Source organism: Actinophytocola sp. KF-1 (assembly GCF_054661535.1).
Genome location: NZ_BAAFVK010000008.1, coordinates 61431 through 85569, shown reverse-complemented (window position 1 = coordinate 85569; position 24139 = coordinate 61431). Strand labels below are relative to the sequence as shown.

At 71.3% G+C, this 24139-nt stretch carries 23 protein-coding genes and 2 pseudogenes; 7 read left to right on the top strand and 18 right to left on the bottom strand.

The genetic code is table 11. The annotated features are described in order from the left end of the window. The first annotated feature begins 15 nt into the window (after positions 1–15). Positions 16–780, top strand: a complete 765-nt coding sequence (locus ACYQ77_RS24305) for a metallophosphoesterase family protein (RefSeq protein WP_459715074.1) — start codon at positions 16–18, stop codon at positions 778–780. Here the strand turns inward: ACYQ77_RS24305 and ACYQ77_RS24300 are convergent. The 4 genes from ACYQ77_RS24300 to aspS form a co-directional block, all read right to left on the bottom strand. Further along, positions 751–1212 (bottom strand): hypothetical protein, encoded by a 462-nt coding sequence (locus ACYQ77_RS24300; RefSeq protein WP_459715072.1) that lies wholly within the window; start codon positions 1210–1212, stop codon positions 751–753. The two genes, ACYQ77_RS24305 and ACYQ77_RS24300, sit on opposite strands and share 30 nt — an antisense overlap. Positions 1213–1251: 39 nt before the next feature. Continuing rightward, positions 1252–2457, bottom strand: coding sequence for a hypothetical protein (locus ACYQ77_RS24295; RefSeq protein ID WP_459715070.1), 1206 nt, complete (start codon positions 2455–2457; stop codon positions 1252–1254). Positions 2458–2580: 123 nt separating this feature from the next. Further along, positions 2581–3522: a DUF389 domain-containing protein gene (locus tag ACYQ77_RS24290; RefSeq protein ID WP_459715068.1), complete on the bottom strand. Its 942-nt coding sequence runs from the start codon at positions 3520–3522 to the stop codon at positions 2581–2583. A gap of 3 nt (positions 3523–3525) precedes the next feature. Continuing rightward, positions 3526–5313 (bottom strand): aspartate--tRNA ligase, encoded by a 1788-nt coding sequence (gene aspS, locus ACYQ77_RS24285; RefSeq protein WP_459715066.1) that lies wholly within the window; start codon positions 5311–5313, stop codon positions 3526–3528. A gap of 218 nt (positions 5314–5531) precedes the next feature. On the opposite strand from aspS, the gene ACYQ77_RS24280 reads away from it, so the two are divergent. Continuing rightward, positions 5532–6527 carry a hypothetical protein gene (locus ACYQ77_RS24280; protein WP_459715064.1) on the top strand — a complete coding sequence of 332 codons (996 nt, stop codon included), beginning with the start codon at positions 5532–5534 and terminating at the stop codon, positions 6525–6527. A 2-nt stretch (positions 6528–6529) separates the two neighbouring features. Here the strand turns inward: ACYQ77_RS24280 and ACYQ77_RS24275 are convergent, their stop codons facing one another. The 5 genes and pseudogenes from ACYQ77_RS24275 to ACYQ77_RS24255 all read right to left on the bottom strand — a co-directional run bounded on the left by ACYQ77_RS24275 (position 6530) and on the right by ACYQ77_RS24255 (position 12898). Further along, entirely contained in the window at positions 6530–6988 is a 459-nt protein-coding gene (locus tag ACYQ77_RS24275) for a dihydrofolate reductase (RefSeq protein ID WP_459715062.1), read from the bottom strand. Then, the gene (locus ACYQ77_RS24270; RefSeq protein ID WP_459715060.1) at positions 6985–7782 is read right to left on the bottom strand and encodes a thymidylate synthase; all 798 of its coding nucleotides are present in this window, start codon (positions 7780–7782) and stop codon (positions 6985–6987) included. Before ACYQ77_RS24270 ends, ACYQ77_RS24275 begins: the two co-directional genes overlap by 4 nt. A 400-nt stretch (positions 7783–8182) precedes the next feature. Then, positions 8183–9384: pseudogene (locus ACYQ77_RS24265) on the bottom strand (IS3 family transposase). Positions 9385–9627: 243 nt separating this feature from the next. Next, positions 9628–11553: an intein-containing Rv2578c family radical SAM protein gene (locus ACYQ77_RS24260; RefSeq protein ID WP_459715057.1), complete on the bottom strand. Its 1926-nt coding sequence runs from the start codon at positions 11551–11553 to the stop codon at positions 9628–9630. Positions 11554–11584: 31 nt separating this feature from the next. Next, positions 11585–12898 (bottom strand): MFS transporter, encoded by a 1314-nt coding sequence (locus ACYQ77_RS24255; protein ID WP_459715056.1) that lies wholly within the window; start codon positions 12896–12898, stop codon positions 11585–11587. Between the two features lie 73 nt (positions 12899–12971). Between ACYQ77_RS24255 and ACYQ77_RS24250 the strand changes: the two genes are divergently transcribed. Further along, positions 12972–13334, top strand: coding sequence for an MmcQ/YjbR family DNA-binding protein (locus ACYQ77_RS24250; RefSeq protein WP_459715054.1), 363 nt, complete (start codon positions 12972–12974; stop codon positions 13332–13334). A gap of 191 nt (positions 13335–13525) precedes the next feature. On the opposite strand, the gene ACYQ77_RS24245 is transcribed toward ACYQ77_RS24250, so the two are convergent. After that, positions 13526–14176, bottom strand: a complete 651-nt coding sequence (locus tag ACYQ77_RS24245) for an SRPBCC family protein (protein ID WP_459715051.1) — start codon at positions 14174–14176, stop codon at positions 13526–13528. An 86-nt stretch (positions 14177–14262) separates the two neighbouring features. On the opposite strand from ACYQ77_RS24245, the gene pnuC reads away from it, so the two are divergent. Continuing rightward, the gene (gene pnuC, locus ACYQ77_RS24240) at positions 14263–14898 is read left to right on the top strand and encodes a nicotinamide riboside transporter PnuC (protein WP_459715049.1); all 636 of its coding nucleotides are present in this window, start codon (positions 14263–14265) and stop codon (positions 14896–14898) included. Here pnuC and idi read toward each other — a convergent pair. The 4 genes and pseudogenes from idi to ACYQ77_RS24220 all read right to left on the bottom strand — a co-directional run. Continuing rightward, positions 14808–15398, bottom strand: coding sequence for an isopentenyl-diphosphate Delta-isomerase (idi, locus tag ACYQ77_RS24235; RefSeq protein ID WP_459715047.1), 591 nt, complete (start codon positions 15396–15398; stop codon positions 14808–14810). The two genes, pnuC and idi, sit on opposite strands and share 91 nt — an antisense overlap. Continuing rightward, entirely contained in the window at positions 15395–15970 is a 576-nt protein-coding gene (locus tag ACYQ77_RS24230) for an MBL fold metallo-hydrolase (RefSeq protein ID WP_459715045.1), read from the bottom strand. The genes idi and ACYQ77_RS24230 overlap by 4 nt, the downstream gene beginning before the upstream one ends. Beyond that, positions 15967–17052, bottom strand: coding sequence for a pyrroloquinoline quinone biosynthesis protein PqqE (gene pqqE, locus ACYQ77_RS24225; protein ID WP_459715795.1), 1086 nt, complete (start codon positions 17050–17052; stop codon positions 15967–15969). The genes ACYQ77_RS24230 and pqqE overlap by 4 nt, the downstream gene beginning before the upstream one ends. Positions 17053–17166: 114 nt before the next feature. Next, positions 17167–17583 (bottom strand): annotated as a pseudogene (locus ACYQ77_RS24220) (thiaminase II/PqqC family protein); the annotation flags it as partial. A 121-nt stretch (positions 17584–17704) separates the two neighbouring features. On the opposite strand from ACYQ77_RS24220, the gene ACYQ77_RS24215 reads away from it, so the two are divergent. Together ACYQ77_RS24215 and ACYQ77_RS24210 are read left to right on the top strand one after the other, a co-directional pair. Then, entirely contained in the window at positions 17705–18787 is a 1083-nt protein-coding gene (locus tag ACYQ77_RS24215; RefSeq protein ID WP_459715042.1) for an AAA family ATPase, read from the top strand. 12 nt (positions 18788–18799) lie between these two features. Beyond that, entirely contained in the window at positions 18800–20230 is a 1431-nt protein-coding gene (locus tag ACYQ77_RS24210; RefSeq protein WP_459715040.1) for a YibE/F family protein, read from the top strand. Here the strand turns inward: ACYQ77_RS24210 and ACYQ77_RS24205 are convergent. The 4 genes from ACYQ77_RS24205 to ACYQ77_RS24190 all read right to left on the bottom strand — a co-directional run bounded on the left by ACYQ77_RS24205 (position 20187) and on the right by ACYQ77_RS24190 (position 23069). Beyond that, entirely contained in the window at positions 20187–20822 is a 636-nt protein-coding gene (locus ACYQ77_RS24205) for a hypothetical protein (protein WP_459715038.1), read from the bottom strand. The genes ACYQ77_RS24210 and ACYQ77_RS24205 overlap by 44 nt on opposite strands. A gap of 1 nt (position 20823) precedes the next feature. Further along, entirely contained in the window at positions 20824–21519 is a 696-nt protein-coding gene (locus ACYQ77_RS24200; protein ID WP_459715035.1) for an MBL fold metallo-hydrolase, read from the bottom strand. A 22-nt stretch (positions 21520–21541) separates the two neighbouring features. Next, positions 21542–22303: a GGDEF domain-containing protein gene (locus ACYQ77_RS24195; protein WP_459715032.1), complete on the bottom strand. Its 762-nt coding sequence runs from the start codon at positions 22301–22303 to the stop codon at positions 21542–21544. 205 nt (positions 22304–22508) lie between these two features. Continuing rightward, positions 22509–23069: an LOG family protein gene (locus ACYQ77_RS24190; RefSeq protein ID WP_459715029.1), complete on the bottom strand. Its 561-nt coding sequence runs from the start codon at positions 23067–23069 to the stop codon at positions 22509–22511. A gap of 79 nt (positions 23070–23148) precedes the next feature. Between ACYQ77_RS24190 and ACYQ77_RS24185 the strand changes: the two genes are divergently transcribed. Next, on the top strand, positions 23149–24102 hold the full coding sequence (locus tag ACYQ77_RS24185) for a nucleoside hydrolase (protein WP_459715027.1): 954 nt from the start codon (positions 23149–23151) through the stop codon (positions 24100–24102). Positions 24103–24139: the final 37 nt, after the last annotated feature.

The following is a 24139-nucleotide window of genomic DNA, read 5'->3' as shown; positions in this document are numbered from 1 at the left end:
GGCGATGCTGGTGCCGTGGTCGACCGCGTCGCTGTGCTGTCCGATGTCCACGGGGTCCTGCCCGCGCTCGAGGCCGTGCTCGCCGAGCCGGACGTCGCCACCGCCGAGCTGATCGTGCTCACCGGCGACATCGCGGCCGGGCCACAGCCAGTGCGGACTCTCGACCTCCTCCTTTCACTGGGCGACCGGGTGGCGTGGGTGGGCGGCAACTGCGAGCGCGAACTCGTGGCGGCCGCACGCGGGGCGGACGTGGCCGAGCCGATCTCGGCATGGGCGGGCGCGCAGCTGCGCGCCGACCAGGTCACGCTGCTCGACGAGCTGCCGAGGTCGGTGACGCTGACCGTGCGCGGGCTCGGCGAGGTCCTGTTCTGCCACGCGACCCCACGCGACGACGAGGAGTTCGTCCTCGTCGACAGCCCACTCGACCGCTGGGCCGAGGTGCTCGACGGCGCTCCGCCCACCGTGGTGTGCGGGCACACCCACATGCCCTACGTCCGGCTCGCTGACCGGCGCACGATCGTCAACCCGGGCAGCGTCGGCATGCCCTACGGCACGACCGGCGCGCACTGGGCGCTGCTGGGCGGTGCGGACGGTCCGGCGATCCAGCTGCGCCGCACCGACTTCGACCGCGCGGCCGCCGCCGACGCGATCGAAGCGGACTGCGCCTTCCCCGGCGTCGCCGAGTGGACCCGCTGCTTCGTCCGCGAGCCCGTGTCGGACGCCGAGGCCATCGCCGTGTTCACGCCCAGGTCACGGGCCGCCGACCGGACCGTCGGGTAAGACGTCCGCCAGGTAGGCGGCCACGTCGGGGGTCTCCGGCCGCAACCCGTGGCGCACCCACGCCGAGCGTTCGTGCACCAGCGCGGGCAGCTCCCAGACGCAGCCGATCAACGGCTCGGTCAGCGGGGTGAAGGTGGTCGGTGCGGTGACGTCCGCGTTGGCGGCGCGGCAGTGCACGATCTCGCCGTACACCCACGCGTACAGGTTCAGCCACACCGCGTCGACGCCCTGGTGCAGCACGGAGAACGCCACCCTCGGGGTCGGGTCGGACGCCGCGGCCGAGGGCAGCAGCTTCGGCAGGTACGCCTGCCCCGCCGCCACCACGGCCGCCTCGACGGGCTGTTCGGTCACCGTCACCAGGTACTGCTTGACGCGCCAGTCCCCCACCGGCACGACACCTCCTGCGCGGAGGAAGCGCTCTGCGAATCCCATGCCGCGCACGGTAACGCCGGGCACCGACAAAAACGGGACCTAGCGGCGGAAGGCCGGGTACAGGGCGAGGATCGGGTCGTCGTCGAACCAGCGCTTGCGCAGCCGGTCGCCGACCGCGGCCGCGTGCTCGGCGACCGCCTCCGCACCGGCCAGCAGCGCGTCGTTCGCGAGACGGCGCCAGCGGTCGGTCAGCACGTGGGTCTCCGGCGGGGTGTCCGCCAGCTTCGACGAGTGCCCCTGCGCGGCGTGCGGCTGCGAGAAGAACTGCCAGGTGGTGAGCCACACCCAGAACAGCTGCGCGTCCAGCAGGGCGGGCAGCAGCACAGCGTCGTCGTCGAGGTCCGGCCACACCACGCGGACCTCCGCCCGCCAGCCGGCGAGCATCGCGTCGGTCATCCCGTTGGGCAGGCCGAACGGGCACCAGCACGACGGGAACGGCACCCGCAGGTACGCGGCGTCGAAGATCGCGTTGCGCACGCAGCCGCCCTCGAGGTCGAGGAAGCGCACCCCGCGGCTGGTGATCAGGTTGTTGTCCGGGCACGAGTCGGACGGGCTGAACGCCCGGTGCCTGCCGGTCTCGAGGAGCTCCCGGCTGCGCTGCGCGCACTCGAGGACCGCGACGGACGTCGTCACACCCAGTTCCCCGGCGAGCAGGCCGGGCAGGTCGTCCAGCGCGGACGCGCCGTCGATCGCGAGCGGGTCCTTGAAGTCCGGGACCGTCAACCGCCGCTGCAGCGCGTCGAAGTCGGCCTCGCGGCCCGCGGTGGTGGCGTGCAGCCTGCCGAGCGACCGCGAGTACGACAGCAGCGCGCGTTCCGCGCCCTTCGCGTCGTCGCCGAGCAGCTTCTCCGCGAGCGTCGGCGCCCGGCCGAGGTCCTCCAGCACGAGCAGCCTGCTGACCGGGTCGTGCGCGAACAGCTCGGGGCACATCCGGTCCTCGGACGCGAGCGCCGTGAACAGCTGGTAGCTCGCCGCCTCCCGCACGAAGCTGTCGCAGTGCTCGTCCGGCGGCTGCAGGTAGCGCTTGAGCACAAGCGTGCGCGGCAGGGAGAACGGGCTGACCGCCACACGCACGCGAACCACGCAGGACCGGTTGGAACCGCCCAGGTCCTCCGGGTCGGTCAATCGGATGCGCGCACCGAACCGCCTGCTGAGCACCGCCTCGGCAGCGACCATGGTCGCCAGTACTTCGGGGTCCGCATCGCCACCGAGTGTCGGTGGGTCGGCGGCGGTTTCCACACTCATCTCCTCAGACCCTACTCCCGCTCGTACCACCGACCGTAGTCATGTCCATCGATCAAGTAGCCAGGATTCTTCGGATAAATAACGAAAACAGCTTCATGTCGGGACAGTTGCGAACGAGCCGGGTCAGCCGTTGGACAGCGGCCTGCCCGCGTCCGTGGTGGTCCACGTGGCGCGGCGCAGCAGGAGCACGAGGGTCGCGGCGAGCACGATACCGGCCAGGTTGATCACGAGCTGCAGGAGCGACTCGCCTGCGCGGGACCAGTCGCCGAGGATCGCGGCGACGCTCGCGTACCCGGCCGCGGGCACGGTGGTGACCGAGATGAACACGCCGACCAGGGCCGCGGACTTCGCCGACGTCATCGACAACATCCCGGCGGCGCCCGCGAGGAGCGCCACGATCAGTGACCACGGGCCGACGGAGAAGACGAAGTCCACCTCGTGCGTGCCGCGCAGCGCACGGGCGTCGAACAGGCCCGCGGCACTGCCCAGCGCCGTGCCGCCCGCGGTGATCAGCATGGCGAGCGGGAACCCGATCAACAGGACCATCGACGCCCTGCGCACCAGGTCGAGGCGCCGCCGGACCAGCCCCACCGCGAGCGCGGCGAGCGGGCCGAACTCGGGACCGACGACCATGGCGCCGACGATGGTCACCGGCGAGTCGGTGATCACGCCGACCGCGGCGAGCAGGCACGCGATCGACAGGAACGCCATGAACGTGGTGTTGAGCCGGGACTCCTCGCCGGTCCGCGCGACCAGCTCCTCCCACACGACCGCGTCGGCGCCGTCACCGGGCGCCTTCTCCTCCGCCTCGTCCGCGGCGTCGGACAACGCGGTGTCGATCTGCTCGAGCGTGATGCCGCCGGAGTGGTCGATGCCCATCCCGCACAGCGCGGAGAGCATCTCGTCCGCGGCCTCGCGGGCGACGTCGGCCTCGACGACGTCGCCCGGCGGGTGCACGGCAGCACCCGGGAACACCACCACGTGCGCGGCCCCGGGGTGTTCCCGGAGCCGGGCGACGACGTCCTCGGTGTGCTCCGGCGGGCAGATGACCCGCAGGTGCAGCACCCGTTACGCCTTCTCGGCCTTGGCCTGGGGCTTGAAGTCCACCCCGGCCTCCTTGCGCTGCTCCGGCGTGATGGGCGCGGGCGCGCTGGTCAGCGGGTCGAACCCGCCGCCGGTCTTCGGGAAGGCGATGACCTCGCGCAGCGACGGCTCCCCGGCGAGGAGCATCACGATGCGGTCCCAGCCGAACGCGATGCCGCCGTGCGGGGGCGGGCCGAACTTGAACGCCTCGAGCAGGAAGCCGAACTTCTCCTCGGCCTCCGCCTCCGAGATGCCCATGACCTCGAAGACCCGCTTCTGCACGTCCGCCTGGTGGATACGGATCGACCCGCCGCCGATCTCGTTGCCGTTGCAGACGATGTCGTAGGCGTAGGCCAGCGCCTTGCCCGGGTCCTCCTCGAACCGGTCGATCCAGTCCGGGTTCGGCGAGGTGAACGCGTGGTGCACGGCGGTCCAGCGGCCGCCGCCGACCGCGACGTCACCGGCGCTGCGCGCGGCCTCGGCCTCCTCGAACAGCGGCGCGTCGACCACCCACACGAACGACCACGCCGACTCGTCGATCAGGCCGAGCCTGCGGCCGATCTCGACACGGGCGGCGCCGAGCAGCGCGCGGGCCTCGGCCGGGGTGTTCGCGGCGAAGAAGACGCAGTCGCCCGGGTTCGCGCCCGTGGCCTTGGCGAGGCCCTCGCGCTCGGCCTCGGACAGGTTCTTGGCGACCGGGCCGCCGAGCGTGCCGTCCTCGCCCACCAGCACGTACGCCAGGCCCTTCGCGCCGCGCTGCTTGGCCCATTCCTGCCACGCGTCCAACTGCCTGCGCGGCTGGTCGGCGCCACCCGGCATGACGACCGAGCCCACGTACGGGGCCTTGAACACGCGGAACGGCGTGTCCTTGAAGTACTCGGTCAGCTCGGTCAGCTCCAGGCCGAACCGCAGGTCGGGCTTGTCGGTGCCGTAGCGGGCCATCGCGTCGGCGTAGGTCATCCGCCGGATCGGCAGCTGGATCTCGTGGCCGGCCAGCTCCTTCCACAGCGCCGCGATGACCTTCTCGCCCAGCGCGATCACGTCGTCCTGCTCGACGAAGCTCATCTCGATGTCGAGCTGGGTGAACTCGGGCTGGCGGTCGGCGCGGAAGTCCTCGTCCCGGTAGCAGCGGGCGATCTGGTAGTACCGCTCCAGGCCGCCGACCATGAGCAGCTGCTTGAACAGCTGCGGCGACTGCGGCAGCGCGTACCAGGAGCCCGGCTGCAGGCGGGCCGGGACCAGGAAGTCGCGGGCGCCCTCGGGCGTGGAGCGGGTCAGCGTCGGCGTCTCGACCTCGACGAACTTCTCGGCGTGCAGGACGTCGCGGGCGATCCGGTTGGCCTCGCTGCGCATGCGCATGGCGCGCGCCGGGCCGCTGCGGCGCAGGTCGAGGTAGCGGTGGCGCAGGCGGACGTCCTCGCCGACGGTGAGGTGCTCGTCGAGCTGGAACGGCAGCGGCGCGGCCTCGCTGAGCACGGTCAGCTCGGTGACCAGCACCTCGACCTCGCCGGTGGCGATCTCCGGGTTCTCGTTGCCCTCGGGCCGCTTGGCGACCTCGCCGACGACCTTGATGCAGTACTCGGCACGCAGGCCGTGCGCGCGCTCGGCCATCTCACCCTCGCGGAACACGACCTGCGCGACGCCGGACGCGTCGCGGAGATCGACGAAGATGACCCCACCGTGATCGCGCCGGCGGGCAACCCAGCCGCTCAGCGTGACGGACTGTCCGGCGTGCTCGGCGCGAAGCGTCCCGGCCTCGTGCGTGCGGATCACGGCGTGCTCTCTCCTGTCGAGGGATGATGTGCTGATAGAGGCTAGCCAACGGCGTTGCGGTTCCGTCCAGCAGGTTTCCGGCGCTACGATCACCGTGAGCACCGAAACGGTCACGCGTGGATTTAACGTGTTGGCTACCACGTCCAGGCGGTACGTCGTAGGGTGTTGGTTACCAGGTGGTAGGTAGGGACAGCTGGGGAGAACGCGAGGAGACCACGATGGGTGGCGGCGCGACCCGCGAACCAGTTCGAGAGCTGCACCGAACCGGCGAGGTCAGGCGTGCGCTCCCCCATCCGGTGGACAGCCTCGCGGCCGATGCCTTCCCGACGGCGCTGCGCACCGCGATCCAGGCGAGCGGGCTCAGCCTCGACCGCATCCAGTACCGGCTCCGTGCGCGCGGCGTGTCCGTCAGCGTCACGGCGCTGAGCTACTGGCAGTCGGGGCGGCGCAGGCCGGAGCGAGCCGAGTCGCTGGCGGCGCTGGGGCACCTCGAGTCGGTGCTCGGCGTGGCGCCGGGCTCGCTGATCGCCCTGCTCGGGCCGCCGCGGCCGCGTGGCCGGGTGCAGCGCGAGTCGTCGCGCGTGCCGATCCCGTCGCTGTTCCCGTCCAGCGAGGCGCTGTCGAAGCTGCTCAAGCGCATCGACTTCACCACGGAGACGGCGCTGACCAAGCTGTCGCAGCACGACCGCATGGACGTCGCCGCCGACTGGGGTGAGAAGCGCATCGCGGTGCGCCAGGTGCTGCGCGCCGAGCGCGACGGCGTCGACCGGACCGTCATGGTGTACGACCTGGAGCGGATCGGCAGGCCGTTCCCGGAGGTCGTGGCCGGGCAGTCGTGCCGGATCGGACGCGTCGCCCAGGACGAGGACGCTGGCCTGATCGCCGCCGAGATCCTGCTGGACGCACCCCTGGCCCGCGGCGAGACGGCGATCGTCGAGTACGCCCTCAACCACCCGGGCCCGCCGTACTCCCGCGGCGACGACAGCTACTGCCGCCGGTTCACCACGCCGGTGCGCGAGTTCGTGCTCGAGATGCAGTTCGACCCGGATGCCCTGCCCGCGTACTGCGAGCTGTACACGGTCAACCCGGAGGAGCAGACCACGACGCGGCGCAAGGTCGAGGTCACGCCCAACGGGCAGGCGCACGCGGTGGCGCTGGACTTCGGGCCGGGCACGTTCTGCGTGCGCTGGGACTGGCCCCGCGACCGCGGCTGATCTCAGTGCCAGGTCAGGAACCGGTAGTGCAGACCGGTCGATGACTCCTGCCACGGCCCGGTGACGTCCGGCGCCCGGCCGACGTCGGGCGCGTGCGTGTCCCCGTCGAAGTGGTCCCGGATCTCGGTGACGACGATCCGGTCCGCGAACGGCAGCGCCGCCCGGTAGACGGCCGCACCGCCGATCACCCACGTGTCGCCGGTGGTCGCCGCGAGCGCTTCGCCCAGCTCAGGGAACGTCTCCGCCCCGTCCTGTCGCGTTCGAGACAACACGAGGTTGCGCCTGCCCGGCAGCGGCCGGAACCGCGGCGGTAGTGATTCCCAGGTCCGGCGGCCCATGAGGACGGTCGCGCCGGCCGTCAGCGCGCGGAAGTGCTTCAGGTCCTCCGGCAGGTGCCACGGCAGACCGCCGTCCCGCCCGATGACCCCGTTGGCCGACTGCGCCCAGACGAGCCCGATCACACCGCCACCGGCGCGGTGATGCGGGGGTGCGGCTCGTACCCGTCGAGGGCGATGTGCTCGTAGGTGTAGTCGAACAGGCTGTCCGCGGGCTTGAGGCTCAGCGTGGGGAACGGGCGCGCGTCGCGGGCCAGCTGCGTGCGGACCTGCTGCTCGTGGTTGTCGTAGATGTGGCAGTCGCCGCCCGTCCAGACGAAGTCGCCGACGTCCAGCCCCACCTGGTCGGCGATCATGTGCGTGAGCAGCGCGTAGCTCGCGATGTTGAACGGCACGCCGAGGAACAGGTCCGCGCTGCGCTGGTACAGCTGGCAGGACAGCTTGTTGTCGGCCACGTAGAACTGGAAGAACGCGTGGCACGGCGGCAGCGCCATCCGCGGGATGTCGGCAACGTTCCAGGCGGAGACGATGATGCGGCGGGAGTCGGGGTTGTCGCGCAGCGTGCGCAGAACGTCGCTGATCTGGTCGATGTGGCCGCCGTCGGGGGTGGGCCAGGACCGCCATTGGACGCCGTAGACCGGGCCCAGTTCGCCGTCCGGGGCAGCCCATTCGTCCCAGATGGTGACGCCGTTCTCCTGGAGCCACGTGACGTTGGAGTCGCCGCGGAGGAACCAGAGGAGTTCGTACGCGATCGAGCGGAAGTGGACCCGTTTGGTCGTGATCAACGGGAAGCCTGCGGACAGCGGGTAGCGCAGTTGATGCCCGAAGATGGAGCGGGTACCCGTGCCCGTGCGGTCCTCTTTGCGGGCGCCGTGGTCCAGCACGTGGCGGAGCAGGTCTTCGTACTGCGTGTCCAGCATGCCCGCGAGCCTAAGGTATGCGCAGGTAAGCGGCGGCAGCACGCGCCGACGAGGTGCGAAGTCCGTGCCCGATCCGCGGCGCACCCCGAGGACGTCGGGCAAGTGCAGAGTCCACGGCCCACTGCGACCGCGACGCGGTGATCACCTGCACCCACGGATGATCGACTACAGGGTCGACCAGCCGATCAGCACCCGCGTTCGAGGGCGAGGAGTTGTTGGGCGAAAGGAGGTGAGATCCGGTCCCGACCTCTTGTGGCCGAGGCTGTTTGGCGCGCGTTCCTCGCCGGGCACCGTGGCGGCGTGCTTGACGCTACGTTGCCACGGTGATGCCCTTTGGCGCGCTTGTCACTGTCGGGCCTGGGATTCCTGGGGCCTTGCCCCCGGATGTTGGACACGGGGGTTATGCAGCGTTGGTCAGAGTAGCTGGTGTTGTGGTGAGGCTGTTTTCGTAGTCGGTGGGGGATTTGTGTCCGAGGTGGGAGTGGCGTCGTCGGGTGTTGTAGCGGTGTAGCCAGCCGAACGCGGCCAGTTGTGCTTCTCTTTCACTGCTCCAATGTTGGGTTCCTTGGAGGGTTTCGCGTTTGAAGGATGCGTTGAGGCTTTCGGCGGCGGCGTTGTCGGCGGAGCTGCCGATCGCGCCCATGGATTAGGTCACTCCGGCGGCGTGGCAGGCGTCGGCGAAGGCTCGGGAGCTGTATTGGGTGCCGTGGTCGCTGTGGAAGATCGCTCCAGCCAGGCTGCCCCGCGTGGCCTGGGCGACGTGCAGGGCGTGGAGGACCAGGTCGGTGCGCATGTGGTCGGCGATGGCCCAGCCGACCAGGCGGCGTGAGCACAGGTCCATCACGGTGGCGAGGTAGCGGAAGGTGCCATCAGCGATCGGCAGGTAGGTGATGTCGCCGACGTAGCGGGTGTTGAGGGTGCGGGCGGTGAAATCACGGCCGAGCAGGTCCGGTGCCTTCACCGCCGCGGGATCGGCCACGGTGGTGCGGTGGCGGCGGCGCAGCCGCAGCCCTTCCAGTCCGATGCCGCGCATGATCCGGGCGACGCGTTTGTGGTTGACCACCTGTCCGGTCGCGCGGAGTTCGGCGGTGACCCGCGGGACGCCGTAGGTGCCGGCCGACTCGCGGTGAACCACCCGGATATGGGCCGCCAGGTGGGCGTCCGCGGCGGCGCGGGCAGCACGATCGGGTGCGGTGGCCTTCCAGTGGTAGTAGCTGGACCGGGCGATGCCCAGCACCTGGCACAACCGCTTCACGCCGTGGCGGCGTTGGTGGTCGGCGACGAACTGAAAGCGGTTCACCAGCTCGTCTCCCCGGCGAAATACTTCGCCGCCTTCCGCAGGATGTCGCGCTCTTCCTCCAGCTCACGGACCCGCCTGCGCAACGCGGCATTCTCATCCTCCGCAGCGCTCGACGGCGACCCAGCCGCGGGATCAGCCGATGACCCGGCGTGCTGTGCGTCGTCAGCCCGGATCCAGGTACGCAACGTCTCATGGTTGATCCCGAGATCATCAGCCACCGACTTGATCGTCACCCCCGGCCGGGACCGGAACAACGCCACCGCCTCAGCCCGAAACTCCGGCGGATACTGCTTCATCACCATCAGTGCGGGACTCCTGTCCACCCGGACCCATCAAGATCCAAGTGTGTCTGGTGTCCAACGCCCGGGGTCAAGGCCCCTGGGTTGTTGCCACGTTCGCTTGGCGTAGGGATGCGCGTCCCGAGGACAGCCTTGCGGTGCGGATCGTCGATGTCGACGACGATCCGCGGCGGTTGAGCTTCGCTGCTGTGGGAGCTGGGGGGATGCGCGAGGGCAGGCGTCGGGCCTCGCGCGTTGGTCATGTGTTCACAGCAGGGCCAGTTGTTCCTGGCGTACTGGTTCGGTTTTGTTTGCTGTTTCTGTCAGGGCGCCTTCTGGCCAACCCGGGTCTGCTTTGTCTTCCGGGCGTGGGGATTTCGGGGCCAGGCCGTGTTTGCGTAACAGCGGCCCTACCCTCGTGCCCAGCCGGCGGCGGTAGCGTACGTCCGCGTTGTTGCCCTTTGCGTACAGGCGGCGGTACTCCGGGACCAGCTTCGGGTGTTCGCGCGCCAGCCACTGTGCGAACCACTCCCTTGCGCCCGGGCGTAGGTGTAGCGGGATGACTGTTGCGCCGCTTGCTCCCGTGTCCGCTATCGCCGCCAGTAACGCGTCCAGTTGCTCTATCGAGTCGGTCAACCCTGGGAGTACCGGGGCTACGAACACGCCGCACGGTAGGCCCGCGTCCACGATTTTGCGGACCAGGTCGAGCCTTGCTTGTGGGCTTGCCGTTCCTGGTTCCAGGTTGCGTTGCAGTTCTCGGTCCACCAGGGCGATCGAGACGCCCAGGCCTACTTCCACGTCTTTGGCCACCGCCGCGAGCAGGGGGAGGTCTCTCGACAGGACGGTGCCTTTGGTGAGGATGCTGAACGGGGTGCCGCTGTCTGCCAAAGCCTGGATGATCCCCGGCATCAGTTGGTAGCGGCCCTCGGCTCGTTGGTACGGGTCCGTGTTGGTGCCCATGGCTACCGGTTCGCGAGCCCAGCGTGGGGAACGTAGTTGTGCCGCCAGCACTTCCGGGGCGTTGACCTTGACGATGATCTGCGAGTCGAAGTCCTTGCCCGCGTCCAGGTCCAGGTACTCGTGGGTGCGGCGGGCGAAGCAGTTGTGGCTGACCACGCCGTTGGCGATGAAGTCGCCCGTGCCTGTCGTGATGTCGTACAGCGTCAGGTCCAGGCCCAGTGGTTCGATGGTTGCAACCGCCAGCTGGGTCGCTGAGCGCAGCGCAATGCCGTTCAGTTCGTTCGTGGTTGTGTGTGCCGGGTCCGTCGTGTGCAGGAACCGGAGGTGTTCTCCCAGGCCGCCGGTCAGGCGGAAGCGGCACACGCCGCTGCGGTGGCCTGCCTCCTCGACGACGTACGCGAAGTCGAAGTGGCGCAACGCCGTCACGACCTCGGACAGAGCGCCGCGTGCTGTGCGGCCGACCCGCAGGTGCCCTCGGGAGAAGTCGCCGTCCACGTCGAACACGCCCGCCAGGTATCCCTTGTGCCACTCCTCGCTCGGCACGTCGGGGCGCCTTATCGGCAGGCTGATCGACTCCTCCCCGGTCAGGAACTCCCTGGCCCGCTCGAGCACCCGCGGGTCGACCGGCTCGCCGTGCCCCGCGGCGATGCCGGCCAGATAGCCGCACTGGTAGTCCACGCCGCCCTTCGGCGGGGTGGCGAAGTGTCCCGTGCCGACCAGGCGGTCACCCGGGACGAGCACCCGGCGCTCGTCCCCGCACGCGCCCCCCGCGACGTGCCGCCAGCCGCGGTCGGTCAGGAAGCGGTGATCGCCGCTGGCGATGAGCTGTGTGCCGTCCCGCAGCGTGACGCGAAAGGCCGGCTTGTGCGTGGTCCAGTGCGCCAGCACCCGCGTGGTGACGTACCTGCGGCGGTTGCCGAACCGTTCCGTGCCATAGATGCGGTCACCCACCTTCAGCTCGGCCAGCGGTCTGGTGCGGCCGTCCGCCATCAGGATCGGGGTGTCCCCCGCGAGGCAGTAGCGGCACGCGTGGCTGCACCCCCGGTACGGGTTGACGGTCCAGTCGAACGGCATCCGGGACGGGCCGGGCACCTTGTTGAGCACGGACTTGGCCCGTACCTCGTGGAAGACGACGCCGTCGAAGTCGGGCGTGCGCACGCTGCGCACCAGCCCGGGGAGCCCGGGCAGTGTCTGCTGGCCGTCGTGGTCGACGCGCTGGTTTTCCCATCGCACGGGGATAGTCGAACACACGTTCGATGTCGTGTCAATTCGAACGCATGAGCACTGTGGACAACCCCGCTACCAGGAACAACAGCGCCGAGGCCAGGCTGGACACGTGCATCCCGGACACGAACGCCCTGGCGTTCGACGCGCTGCCGGCGACCGCCCCGAAGATCGCGATCCCGACCGCGCCGCCCGCCTGCCGGGCGGTGTTGTTGACCCCCGACGCGAGGCCGGCACGCGCACCCGCGGACCCGACCGCGGCGGCCACCACGGCGGGCGTGAGCGCCGCGAGGCCGACGCCCCACAACAGCAGCGCGGGCAGCAGCACCCAGTACGGCGAGTCCGCGGCGGGCAGGGTCAGCACGGCGAAGCCCGCGGCCGCCATGACGAGACCGGCGACCATCGGCGGCCGTGCCCCGGACCGCGCCACGACCCGGCCCGCGTACGGCGCGAGCAGCGTGAGCGGCAGGAACAGCGGGAGCAACGCCAGCCCGGCGGCAGGCGCCGACGCGTGCCGCACGGTCTGCAGGTACTGCGTGACCAGGAACAACAGGCCGAGCGTGCACAGGTTCATCACCCCCGCCACGCCGTTGGCCACCGAGAACGCCCGCCCGCGGAACACGGCGAGCGGCAGCATGGGCTCGGCCACCGCCCGTTCGACGGCGACGAACGTGCCGAGGAGGACCGCGGCCAGGACGGACAACCACGGCAGACCGGCGATGACCGCAACGGTGACGGTCGTCAGCACCGCGGTCGCCAGCACCGCACCCGCCCAGTCCACCCGGCGGCCCGCCACGCGCTCGCCCCGCGGGGCGAGGCGGGCCGTCATGACCGCCGCGACCAGCACGACCGGCACGTTGACCACGAACACCGACCGCCAGCCGAAGGCCGCGACCAGCAGCCCGCCGAGGAGCGGTCCGATGGGCAGGGCCGCGCTCCCGGCACCGGCCCAGACACCGATCGCGCGGGCCCGTGCCGCCGTGTCCCGGTACGCCTCGGTGATGATCGCGAGCGTGCCGGGGAGGAGCAGCGCCGCGCCCGCGCCCTGCGCGAACCTGGCCGCGACCAGCCACCCGACGCCGGGCGCGAGGCCGCAGGCCAGGGACGCCACGCCGAAGACGGCCAGCCCGGTGAGCACGACCCGCCGGTGGCCGTGCACGTCACCGATCGTGCCGCCCGCGAGGAGCAGCCCGGCGATGGCGATCGCGTAGCCGTCGACCACCCACTGGAGGCCCGCCTGCCCGGTCCCGAGGGTGGCGCCGATGGCCGGGAGCGCCACGTTGACGACCGTGACGTCGAGGAGCACCAGGAAGTACCCGGCGCACATGACGATGAGCAGCGGCGAACGGGTCATGGTCCCGAGTGTCGTCCCGGGACGGTTCGGTCGCGGGCGAACTTTGTCGGTGGTCCGCGCTAGCGTCCTCCCCATGTCCGACAACCAGGTCCGCGAACGGGTCGCCGCCATCGTCGCCGCCCTGCCGGAGGCGTCGTGCACCGGCGACCAGCACCTCACGCTGGCCGTGCGCAAGAAGACGTTCGGCTACTTCCTCGACGACCACCACGGCGACGGCATCGTCGGCGTGGCGTTCAAGGCGGCGCCGGGTGAGCAGGCCGCGCTGGTGGAGTCCGACCCGGCGCGGTTCTACGTGCCCGCGTACCTCGGCGCCAAGGGCTGGGCCGCGGTGCGGCTGGACGTGGGCGAGCCCGACTGGGCGGAGCTACGCGAGCTGCTCACCGACGCCTACCGATTACAGGCGCCCCGCACGCTCGTCGCGCAGCTCGGCGGCTAGCGCGTGGCAGCCGCTGGTGCGGCGGCTCACCCGCCGACCGCGGACGTGGTGTCGTGCGGGACGTCCTTCGCCACGACGCGCACGGACCAGCCGTCCCCGGCGAGGCAGATGGCCGTGGAGGGTACGAGGCGGCTGGCCGCCGGGTGACCCGGCGGACAGCCGACCCCCAGTCCTGCGGTGCCGCGGTGCGGTCAGCCCTCGGCGGGCGGTTCGGTGGTCGTGTAGAACGCCGTCACGCGTGCGCACGCGGCGTTGGCCGTCTCCTCGTCGGTGCCCGACGCGATGTGGGCGAGCCGCCACTGCTCGGCGGCGGCCTTGGCGAACGCGACGCCCTCCGGCGACACGGCCCACGCCTCGGCGTTCTCCGGCGTCACCGCGGGCTCGCCGGGTGCGAGGTGGCTCGCCAGCCCGAGCAGCGCGAGGTCCCAGCCGATGCCGGTGGCGCCGGGGCCGTACTGCGCCCACAGGTCGTCGTCGACGTGGGCGATGTGCTCGAGCTCGAGGCGGGCCCTGCCCTGGCCCTCGGGCGCGACGCGGACCTCGATCCAGCTGACCATGCCGTTGAACTCCCAGGTCGCGAAGAAGCTCTTCGGCGGGTCGCAGCGTTCGACGGTGCCACCCGCGTTGCCCTGGAGCTGGTACTTCCCGCCGACCCGCAGGTCGCCGGTGACCGGGAGGAACCACCTCGGCAGGCGCTCGGGGTTGGTGCACGCGTCCCACACGTCCTCGACGTCCGCGTCGTAGGACTGGCTGATCGTCGAGACGCGTGCCTCCCCCGGGCCGAACACGCGGGTGCCGAGGTCCCGGCGCACCGCGTTGATCTGCTCAGCGACATCGATCATCGGGGGTCTCCTCTGGTGTCATTAGGCGTTCGCGAGCAGCACCGTATCGGGGCACGCTTATATAAGTCAACACTAAAGGGAGTGGCGTGGACGTCGTCGAGATCCTCGGGTTCGTGTCGGGCGCGTTGTGCGTGTGGCTCGTCGCCAGGCAGAACGTCTGGAACTGGCCCATCGGGATCGCCAACAACGTGATGTTCCTGATCCTGTTCTGGACGGCGGGGATCTACGCCGACGCCGGCCTGCAGATCGTCTACATGGCGCTCGCGCTGTACGGGTGGTGGGCCTGGCTGCGCGGCGGCGCCGACCACGGCACGCTGACCGTCACCCGCACCACGCGGAGCCAGTGGCTCGTGCTCGGCGTCGTCGGCGTGCTCGCGACCGCGGCACTGACCGTCCTGCTCGACACGGTCACCGACTCGACCGTGCCGCTGCCCGACGCGATCACGACCGTGCTGTCGCTGCTCGCGACCTGGGGCCAGGCACGCAAGAAGCTCGAGTCGTGGTGGCTGTGGATCGCCGCGGACGTCATCTACGTGCCGCTGTACGCCTACAAGGACCTGTGGCTCACGGCCGTGCTGTACGTCGGCTTCCTCGCGCTGTGCGTGGTGGGCCTGCGCAGCTGGCACGCCAGCTACGCCACCACGCCCCGCGCCGCCGCGGGCAGCCCGGCCTCGTCCGCGACCGGCCAGGTCAGCGGGTCCGGGCCCAGCGCGACCAGCTGATCCACCTGCTCGCGGCACCACGGCGACACCGCCAGCTCACCGCCGGTCACGAGGCTGACGAACAACGGCCACGACATCCAGCCGTACTCGTCGACCTCCAGCGGCGACAGCACGGGCTGCGCGTCGGTGACCGCGCGGAACACCGGGCACAGCTCGTTCTCGACGATGCCGTTGGGCATCACCGCCCGGTACCGGAACGCGGGCAGCAGGAGGTCGACCTCCGGCGCCGCGGGCAGGCCCAGCTCGTCGGCGAGCCTGCGCCGGACGGCGGCCGCGAACGGCTCGGCAGGCCCGGGGTGGCCGCAGCAGCTGTTGGTCACCACGCCCGGCCACGTCTTCTTCCCGCGTGCCCGCCGCGTCACCAGCAGCTCACCGCGCGGGTTGAACACGTAGCAGGAGAACGCGAGGTGCAGGGGCGTGTCGTGGTGGTGCACCGTCGCCTTGTCGGCGACCCCGATCCCGCGCCCCTGCTCGTCGAGCAGGACGACCTGTTCTGTCACTTCACCGATGGTAGCCGGTCAGAGCGTGAGCACTCGCCGTCGAGCGGGACGTCGACCCCGGCGTCCCGCACGGTCGCGTACTCCGGCGACCGCGGGGCCGGCACGGGGTTGGTGTACTTGGGTTTCTTGTCGCTCACCGCGAACGTCGACACGGTCAGCCCCGGCAGGGCAGGCGTGGTGGACCACTCCCACGAGCCGTAGCGGGCGACCGTGTCCCGCACCGACCCCAGCGCCGACAGCACCGCGGGCGGACCGGACACCCGCAGCCCGCCGCCCTCGCGGAGCATGAGCCGCCCTATGGTGTGGTCCAGTTCGGCGCCGGTGAGCAACGCGCCCCGCAGCGGCGTCTCGCGAGGACCCGGCCCGGGCGTGAACACCGGCGCCGCCAGCACCTGCGCGCGGATGTCGGGGGAGGCGTTGACGAGGTACCAGCCGTCGCCGGTGCTCACCGCCAGGCTGTCCAGCGTCCGCGCCGGGACCTCACCGGCACGGCAGGCCGTGCACATCCGGCACGCGCAGTTCCGCTGCGGGAACCCGCCCCCGGCAGCGGTGCCCAGCACCACCACCCTCATCGCGCGCTCGCCGCATCCCGCATGACGAACGCGGGCCGCTCCCCTTGCGACGGCAACAGCAGGTCGACCACCCCGCGGTCCGGCGACCGCGAGCACACGGGGTCGGTCGCGGCGGCGTCGCCGAGCAGCTGGAACGCCTGGCAGCGGCACCCGCCGAAGTCGACGGACCGGCGGGCGCACGTGCGGCACGGCTCACGCATCCACTCCTCGCCCCGGTAGGCGTTGAAGGACTCGGAGTCGTACCAGATCGCCCGCAGCGGCCGGGTCCGCACGTTCTCCACCGGCAGGGTCGTGATCACCGACGCGGCCGGGCACGGCAGCACGTCCCCGTTCGGCGCCACGGTCAGCTGCCGCGCGCCCCACCCGTACATGCACGGCTTCGGGTACCGCTCGTAGTAGTCCGCGACCACGTAGACGATCTCCATCGTGCCGCGCAGCCGCTCGGTCGCGGCCCGCACGACAGGCTCCGCGGCCGCGAGCTGTGCCGGGGTCGGCATGAGCGCGGCCCGGTTGCGCAGTGCCCAGCCGTAGTACTGCGTGTTCGCGAGCTCCAGCCGGTCGGCGCCCATCCGTTCCGCGAGCGCGATGAGCGCGCCGACGTCGTGGTTCTCCCTGTGCAGCACCACGTTCACGGTCAGCGGCAGTTCGGCGGCCTTGACCAGCGCGGCGGCGGTGAGCTTGTGCTCGTGCGCGCGGGCGCCCGCGATCCGGTCGGCGCGCGCGGCGTCGGCGCCCTGCACCGACAGCTGGACGTGGGCGAGGCCGCGGTCGACGAGATCGGCGAGCCGCTCCCGCGTCAGCCCCAGGCCGCTGGTGACGAGGTTGACGTAGCAGCCGAGGTCGGCGGCGTGGGCGACCAGCGCCGGCAGGTCGGGACGGGCCAGTGGTTCGCCGCCGGACAGGTGGACCTGCAGGACCCCGATGTCGCGGGCCTCGTCGAGCACGGCCAGCCAGTCGTAGGTGGTCAGCTCGTCGGCGCGGGCGGTCAGCTCGACCGGGTTGGAGCAGTACGGGCAGTGCAGCGGGCAGCGGTGCGTCAGCTCGGCCAGCATGCCCAGCGGCGGCGCGACGGTCACGTCCATTCCACCACTCTCCGCTCCGCGAGCCTGGTCAGCACCGCGAAGACGTCCTGCGCGCGCACGCCCCGGAACCGCGCGCCGAGCGCCGTCGCGATCTCCTCCACTGTGGACTGCCCGGCGCAGAGCGACAGGACGGCGGGTGCGCGCGAAGGTCACGTACGCGTCGACGGCGAACTGGACGCCCGGCACGACATGCCGCTCGGAGAGCACCTCGTCGCGGGTGAGCCCCACGGCTTCGCAGAGCCGCAGCCAGCGTTCGCGGCCGCTGTCCTGGTCGTCGTCGGAACGACCGTCGTGGTGGACGATCCGGTCGAGCCAGGCACGGCGGATCTCCGGCGGCGGGCAGTTCGCGATGATCGCCGCGTCCTTGCGCGGCCGCACGGACTGGTAGTACCAGCGGTTCGCCGCCCAGGTGCGCAGCTCGTCGCGGGACAGCTCGCCCGCGTGCATGCGCTGGTGGAACGGGTGCGTGCCCCAGTAGCGGCCGGCAAGAGCGCGGAGTTCGGCGACGAACTCCTCAGCGGAGCGGATCACGAGACACCTTCCGGGAGAACCGCCTGGCACAGAGCGAAAAGGAATACCGCAAGGCAAGCGATTTCCCGCGCACCTCGACGCCCCCGCGACCGGCCCCCGACCGGTGCGGCACGATGACCGCATGTTCGAGCACGCGCTGGTCCTCGGCAAGTTCTACCCGCCGCACGCCGGCCACCACCGGCTCATCAGGGCCGCCGCGGCCGCGGCGCGGCGCACCACGGTGGCCGTGCTGGGCGCCGCCGTCGAGTCGATCCCGCTCGCCGACCGGGTGGCCTGGCTCGCCGAGGAGCACGCCGCCGACGCCGGGGTCGCGATCGTCGGCGACGTCGACGACCACCCCATCGACTTCCACGACGACGCGATCTGGCAGCTGCACGTCGACATCGTCAAGTCCGTCCTCGCCCGCCGGGCCATGCGGGACGGCGACCCCGCGGGCGCACCGGTCGACGCCGTGTTCTCGAGCGAGGACTACGGCGCGGAGCTGGCGAGCAGGCTCGGCGCCAAGCACGTGCCCGTCGACCCGGACCGCACGGTCGTGCCCGCGTCCGGCACCGCGATCAGGTCCGACACGCCCGGCCACTGGGACCAGCTCGCGCCCGCCACCCGGGCCGGGCTGTGCGCGCGGGTGGTCGTGGTCGGCGCCGAGTCGACCGGCACCACCACGCTCAGCAGGGCGCTCGCCGACCACTACCGCGCCGAGTGGGTCGCCGAGGAGGGCCGCAGGCACACCGAGGACAAGTACGTCGCCGCCACCGCCCTCGCCGGCGGTGTCCCCCCGAAGCTCGACGACCTGGTGTGGACCGTCGGCGACTTCGTGGACGTGGCACGCAGGCAGGCCGAGGAGGAGGACGCGGCCGCCCGGCGCGGCGGCCCGCTGCTCGTGTGCGACAACGACGCGTGGGCCGCGACCGTGTGGTGCGAGCGGTACCTCGGCGCGAGCCACCCGGACGTCGCGACCGAGCGGCGGCCCGCGCTGTACCTGCTCACCGACCACGTCGGCGTGCCGTTCGAGCAGGACGGGTGGCGCGACGGCGAGCACCGGCGGGAGTGGATGACCGCCCGGTTCGAGGAGCTGCTCGCCGCGCGGGGCGTGCCGTGGCGCAAGGTCACCGGCACCCCCGGCGAGCGGCTGCGGCAGGCGGTCTCCGCGTGTGACGAGCTGCTCACGCGGCACTTCCGGTTCAACGACCCGCTGACCGCCTGAGAGACTGCGCGGGTGTACGAGGGCGAGACCGAACCGATCCCCCGGATCACCGGGCGCAGGCGCCGGGACGAACCGGACGACGAGCGGGTGCCTGCCGGGCACGGGCACGGTCACACCCCGCCGCCGCCCGCGTCCCGCCGCGTGCGCACGATCATCGCGGTCCTGCTGGTCCCCTTCGCGCTCGCCGCGGTGGTCGGCGTCGTCCTGCTGTACCCGTTCGGCCCGGCGCCGGAGACCAACGGCGGTGGCGGCACCCCGGTGAAGGGCGTCATCACGGCCACGGCCACCGGCGCGTGCAACGGCGAGGTCCAGGTCGGCGCGCAGGACGACGCCGCGAAGTGCCTCGTCGTGGACATCCGCATGACCGACGGGCCCGCCCCCGGTCAGCGGATCCGCACGATCGTCCCGCTCGAGCCGAGCACCCCGCGGTTCGCGGCCGACGACGAGGTCGTCCTGTCCTACGGCGGCGGCAACCCCGCGGACGGGCAGTCCTACCAGCTGGTCGACTTCCAGCGCGGGGTCCCGCTCGCGCTGCTGGCGGCGTTGTTCGCGATCGCCGTGCTGGTGCTCGGCCGCTGGCAGGGCCTCAAGGCGCTCGGCGCGCTCGTCATCAGCTTCCTCGTGCTCGTGTTCTTCGTGCTGCCCGCCATCACCCACGGGGAGAGCCCGCTGCTGGTGGCGATCGTCGGCGCGGGCGTGATCATGTTCGTGGTGCTGTACCTGACGCACGGGTTGTCGGCGCGCACGTCGACGGCCGTGCTCGGCACCATGGTCAGCCTCACGCTGATCGGCGTGCTCGGCGCGCTGTGGGCCGCGTTCGCGAAGCTCACCGGCATCGACGAGGACACCTCGACGCTGATCGCGGTCCTGAACCAGCCCATCGACACCCGGGGGCTGCTGCTCGCGGGCGTGGTGATCGGCGCGCTCGGTGTGCTCGACGACGTGACGGTGACGCAGACCAGCGCCGTGTGGGAGCTGCGGGCGGCGAACCCGTCGCTGTCCCGGCGGCAGCTGTACGCCTCGGCGCTGCGGATCGGCCGCGACCACGTGGCGTCGGCGGTGAACACGCTGGTCATGGCGTACGCGGGAGCCGCGCTGCCGCTGCTGCTCTACTCGTCGGTGTCCGGGGTGGGCATCGGCGCGATCGTGTCGTCGCAGTCGATCGCGCAGGAGATCGTGCGGACACTCGTCGGCAGCATCGGGATCGTCGCGGCGGTGCCGGTGACCACCGCGCTCGCGGCCGCGGTGGCCGTGCAGGAGCTGCCGGCGCAGGAGCCGGAGCGGCGGAAACCACGGGCACCCGAGGACCGCGAGCGACGCGCCCCTGAACGCCCCAGGCCGGAGCCGAGACGCCACGTGCCCGACGGCGAGCGGCGGCGGACGGCGCCACCGGGCGCGGTCAGTCGAGGCTCGCGACGAACCGGGTCACCGCCTCCGGCTTGATGCGCTGCGCGAGCTTGCCCGACGGGGCGAGTGTCGCGAGCCGGTACAGCGGGCGGTCGGCGGCCACGTCGCCCTTGGCCTCCGCGCGCAGCTGCGCCACGAGCAGCTGCGAGAACACGAGCCCCGCGGTGTTCTCGCTGCGGGCGAGCACGTCGGCCAGCTTGCGCAGCACGAGGATGCCCAGCTCGCGCCCGCCCGCGCCGGAGTAGACCGCCAGCGCGAGGTTGATCGACTTGCGGCCCCCGGTGAGCAGCAGGCCGACGGTCCGCGTGCCGCGGATGTCGGTCACCATCAGCTCGATCTTCTCGACGTGCACCAGGTCGACCGACTTGCGACCGAGTGCCTTCGACACCACCCGGTCGCCGTCGAGCGTGAGCTTGCGCCTGCCGGACACCCACGCGAGGAACGTCAGCAGCACGACCACGACCGCGGCCGTGACCAACGCGGGCGTCTGGCCTGCGAACAGCGCCACGATGCCGCCGACGGCGGCGCCGAACACGAGCGCGACGCCGAACGACACGCAGCCGCGGCGCCGCGCGCTGGACAGCTCCGCGAGGTCGAGCGGGATCGGCCCGTCGTTGCCGTCCACCACGTCAGATGCCCCGCGCCGGGCCCGCGGCGGTGGGGTCCAGCTCGAGCAGGAACGGGTTGCTGGCGCGTTCCCTGCCGATCGTCGTGCTGCCGCCGTGGCCGGGCAGCACGACCGTGTCGTCGGCGAGCGGGAGGATCTTGGTGCGGAGCGTCTCCGTCATCGTCCGCATGTCCCCGCCCGGCAGGTCGGTGCGGCCGATCGAGCCCGCGAACAGGGTGTCGCCCGCGAACATCACGCGGCCGCCCTCCTCCAGGGCGGTGTGGAACACGACCGAGCCCCGGGTGTGGCCCGGGGTGTGGTCGACGGTGAGCTTCAGGCCCGCCAGGTCCAGTTCGGCGCCGTCGGTCAGCTCCCGCACCTCGGCGGGCTCACGCATCTCCAGCTTGCCGCCGAAGAACGCCGAACTCTGCGTGGACAGCCCCTTCATCGGGTCGCTGAGCATCCCGCGGTCCTCGGGGTGGATCCACGCGGCGATGTCGTTGCCGTCGCAGATCGGCGTGACCGAGAAGACGTGGTCGAAGTGGCCGTGCGTGCACAGCGCCGCGACCGGGGAGAGCCGGTACTTGCGCAGTGCCTCGGCGACCGGCTCGACCGCGTCCTGCCCGGGATCGACGATCACGCACGGCTCGCCCTCGCCTGCCGCGACGAGGTAACAGTTGGCCTGGAACGCACCCGTGGGGAATCCGACAACCAGCACGGGCCGAACTTACAGCAGCTGTTCAGACCGACCTGAGGCGACGGAAACGGGCCCACGTCGCCATGCGCTTGGTGGCCTGGCTCGGCGACTCCGAGGTGGCGCTCACGTCCATGTTCGCCACGCAGATCCGGTCCCGGCCGTGCCGCTTGGCGGCGCGCAGCGACACGTCCGCGTCCAGCATCAGGTCCTCGAGGTCCAGCTCGACCAGGTCGCCGATGCCGTAGGTCGCGACGCCGATCGACGCGGTCTGGCCCTCGATGGTGGTGGTCAGCTCGCGGGTCACCTTCGCGGTCACCGACATGCCCGTGATGCCCGCGCGGATGCGCTCGGCGACCGCGAGCGCGGCGTCCAGTTCGGAGGCGGGCAGCAGCACCAGGAACTCGTCGCCGGCCGAGCCGCCGTAGCGGCAGGCCAGGTCGCCTTCGCGGGTGCAGTCCCGGATGACGTCGGCGACCCCGCGCAGCACCGCGTCCCCGGCGAGGTGCCCGTAGCTGTCGTTGACGTCCTTGAAGCGGTCCAGGTCGATCATGATCAGCGCGACCGACTCGCCGCGGACCCTGGACTGCGCGACGGTCTCGGCCGCGACCTCGTCCCAGTGCCAGCGCTCGATGAGGCCGGTCGGCGGGTCGGTCATCAGCTGGCCGCACGAGTCGCAGCGGCGCCGCGCCGCCGGAACGGGCTGCAGCGGCCGGTCCCCCGACCTCGGCGCCACGATCTCCGGATGCTGGTGGTCGGCGTGTGCCGGGTCCGCGCCCTCGCCGGCTCCCGCCCTTGCCGTGTGCATGCTGTCTCCCCTGTCAGTCGCACCCGTGGATGAGGTGTCGGGCCGGTACTACCCCCGATCGACGCATCGTCAACACTCCTCACCGGCCGTTACCGCCAACTATGGGGAGTCACGTGGCGGTTGCACAGTGTTGACATGTTGAGCAAATGAGGAAACACCGAATGGGCGAGTCACGGTACGCGGTTGGTGATCACAACCAGTGACATCAAGTCCACTTTGTCCGGGGCGGGCGGTAGTCGACGAACCGATCGAGCGCCTCGGTCACCTCCGTGGTGACGATGAGCATCCCCCGAAAATCGTCCGCAAGGAAGCCCTCGGCCGACATGTTCTCGAGAAATCTCATCATCGGCTGCCAGTAGCCGCCCACGTCCAGCAGCGCGATCGGCTTGCCGTGCAGGCCCAGCTGCGCCCACGTGAACACCTCGAACAGCTCCTCGAGCGTGCCCGCGCCGCCGGGGAGCGTGAGGTAGGCGTCCGCCAGCTCGGACATCGCCGCCTTGCGCTCGTGCAGGTCGGCGACCACCCTCAGCGTCGTGAGCCCGGCGTGGGCCACCTCGCGGTCGACCAGGCTCTGCGGGATCACCCCGTGCGCCTTGCCGCCCGCGGCCAGCACCGCGTCGGCGAGCACGCCCATGGTGCCGACGCTCGCGCCGCCGTAGACCAGCTCGATGCCCCGGTCGGCGAACACCTGGCCGACGTGCCGGGCAGCGTCCCGGTAGGCCGTGCCCTTGCCTGGCGATGATCCGCAGAAAACACACACGCGCACGGCAAGACACTACTTCGGGTACCGATCTTGGTCACCCGGTCTGGCTTTACCTCAGGGTCGTCTGGTTGAGTGCCACAGCGTGCGCATCATTCTCGACACCGATCCGGGGGTGGACGACGCCCTCGCGATCATGTATCTCGCGGCCCAGGAGGACGCGGAGATCGTCGCTGTGGGTAGCGTCCACGGCAACGTCGCTGCCCCTATGGCGGCACAGAACGCCCTTCGGGTGCTGGAGCTGGTAGGGCTGTCCGCGCCGGTCGCGGTGGGGGCCGCCCGGCCACTGGCCCAACCGCTGCAGACCGCGGAGTTCGTCCACGGCGCGGACGGACTCGGTGGTCACGCGGGTGCGGAGCCACGCGGGACCGTGGTGTCGGAGTCGGCGGCCGAACAACTCGTCCGGCTGGCGCGTGCGCATCCCGGCGAGCTGACACTGCTCGCGCTCGGCCCGCTCACCAACATCGCGCTCGCGGTGCTCCTGGAACCCGACTTACCCAGGCTGTTACGTTCCGTGGTCATCATGGGCGGTGCCGTGACCGTGCCGGGGAACATCACCCCGTACGCGGACGCAAACTTCTTCCACGACCCGGAGGCCGCCGACCTCGTGCTCGGCGCAGGCTTCCCGGACATGACGCTCGTCGGGCTGGACGCCACCGAACAGGCGCGGGCCGGTTCGGAATGGCTGACCGCCGTGGGTGCGCTGGGCAACCCGCGTGCGAAGTTCGCCAACCTGCTGTTCGAGCATTACGCCGGGTTCTACTCGCAGATGTTCGGCGTGCACACCTGTACGTTGCATGATCCGTTGGCCGCCGCTTTGATGTTGGAACCGAAGCTGGCCACTTATCGGGAGATGCCGCTCGCCGTCGAGTTGACGGGGACGCACACACGCGGGCAGGTCGTGTCGGATCAGCGGCTCATTGCCAGTGATGCTTACATCGCCACCAAGGCCGGGGAGGGGCGGGTGCCGGTCAAGGTGGCGGAAACCGTTGACGTGCCCCGGTTCCTGGACCAGATGTTCGAGGCCCTGAAGCGGTAGTTGTGTGATGCTGCTGTTCGGTGGTGGCGGGCACCAC